Origin of the sequence: Cohnella baijiui, from assembly GCF_020731285.1 — a bacterium.
Classification (GTDB): Bacteria; Bacillota; Bacilli; order Paenibacillales; family Paenibacillaceae; genus Cohnella.
This window is the reverse complement of sequence record NZ_JAJFOW010000430.1, coordinates 1-223: the sequence shown is the minus strand read 5'-3', so window position 1 is coordinate 223 and position 223 is coordinate 1. Positions and strand designations below refer to the sequence as shown.

The window sequence follows — 223 nt, the reverse complement described above, 5'->3', positions numbered from 1 at the left end:
AAACAGCAATAGCGGAGGCACGTTGATCAGCGGCGCGACGAGTGCGACGTATGCAGCACCGACAGGTACAGCGGGAACGACGTACTATTATGTGGTGGTGACGAACACAGATAGCAGTGCCACAGGTCAGCAGACCGCCACAGCCACGAGCGGTGTAGCAAAGGTGACGGTAAGTAATACGACATTACAGAACAGCTATACAGTTGTAACGAGTAATTTGAAT

General features: G+C 51.6%; 1 protein-coding gene. It reads left to right on the top strand.

What is annotated here, in order from left to right:
- Positions 1-22: 22 nt before the first annotated feature.
- Positions 23-223 (top strand): hypothetical protein (locus tag LKX83_RS33250; RefSeq protein WP_227887571.1); only part of this gene is annotated, 201 nt, incomplete at its 3' end.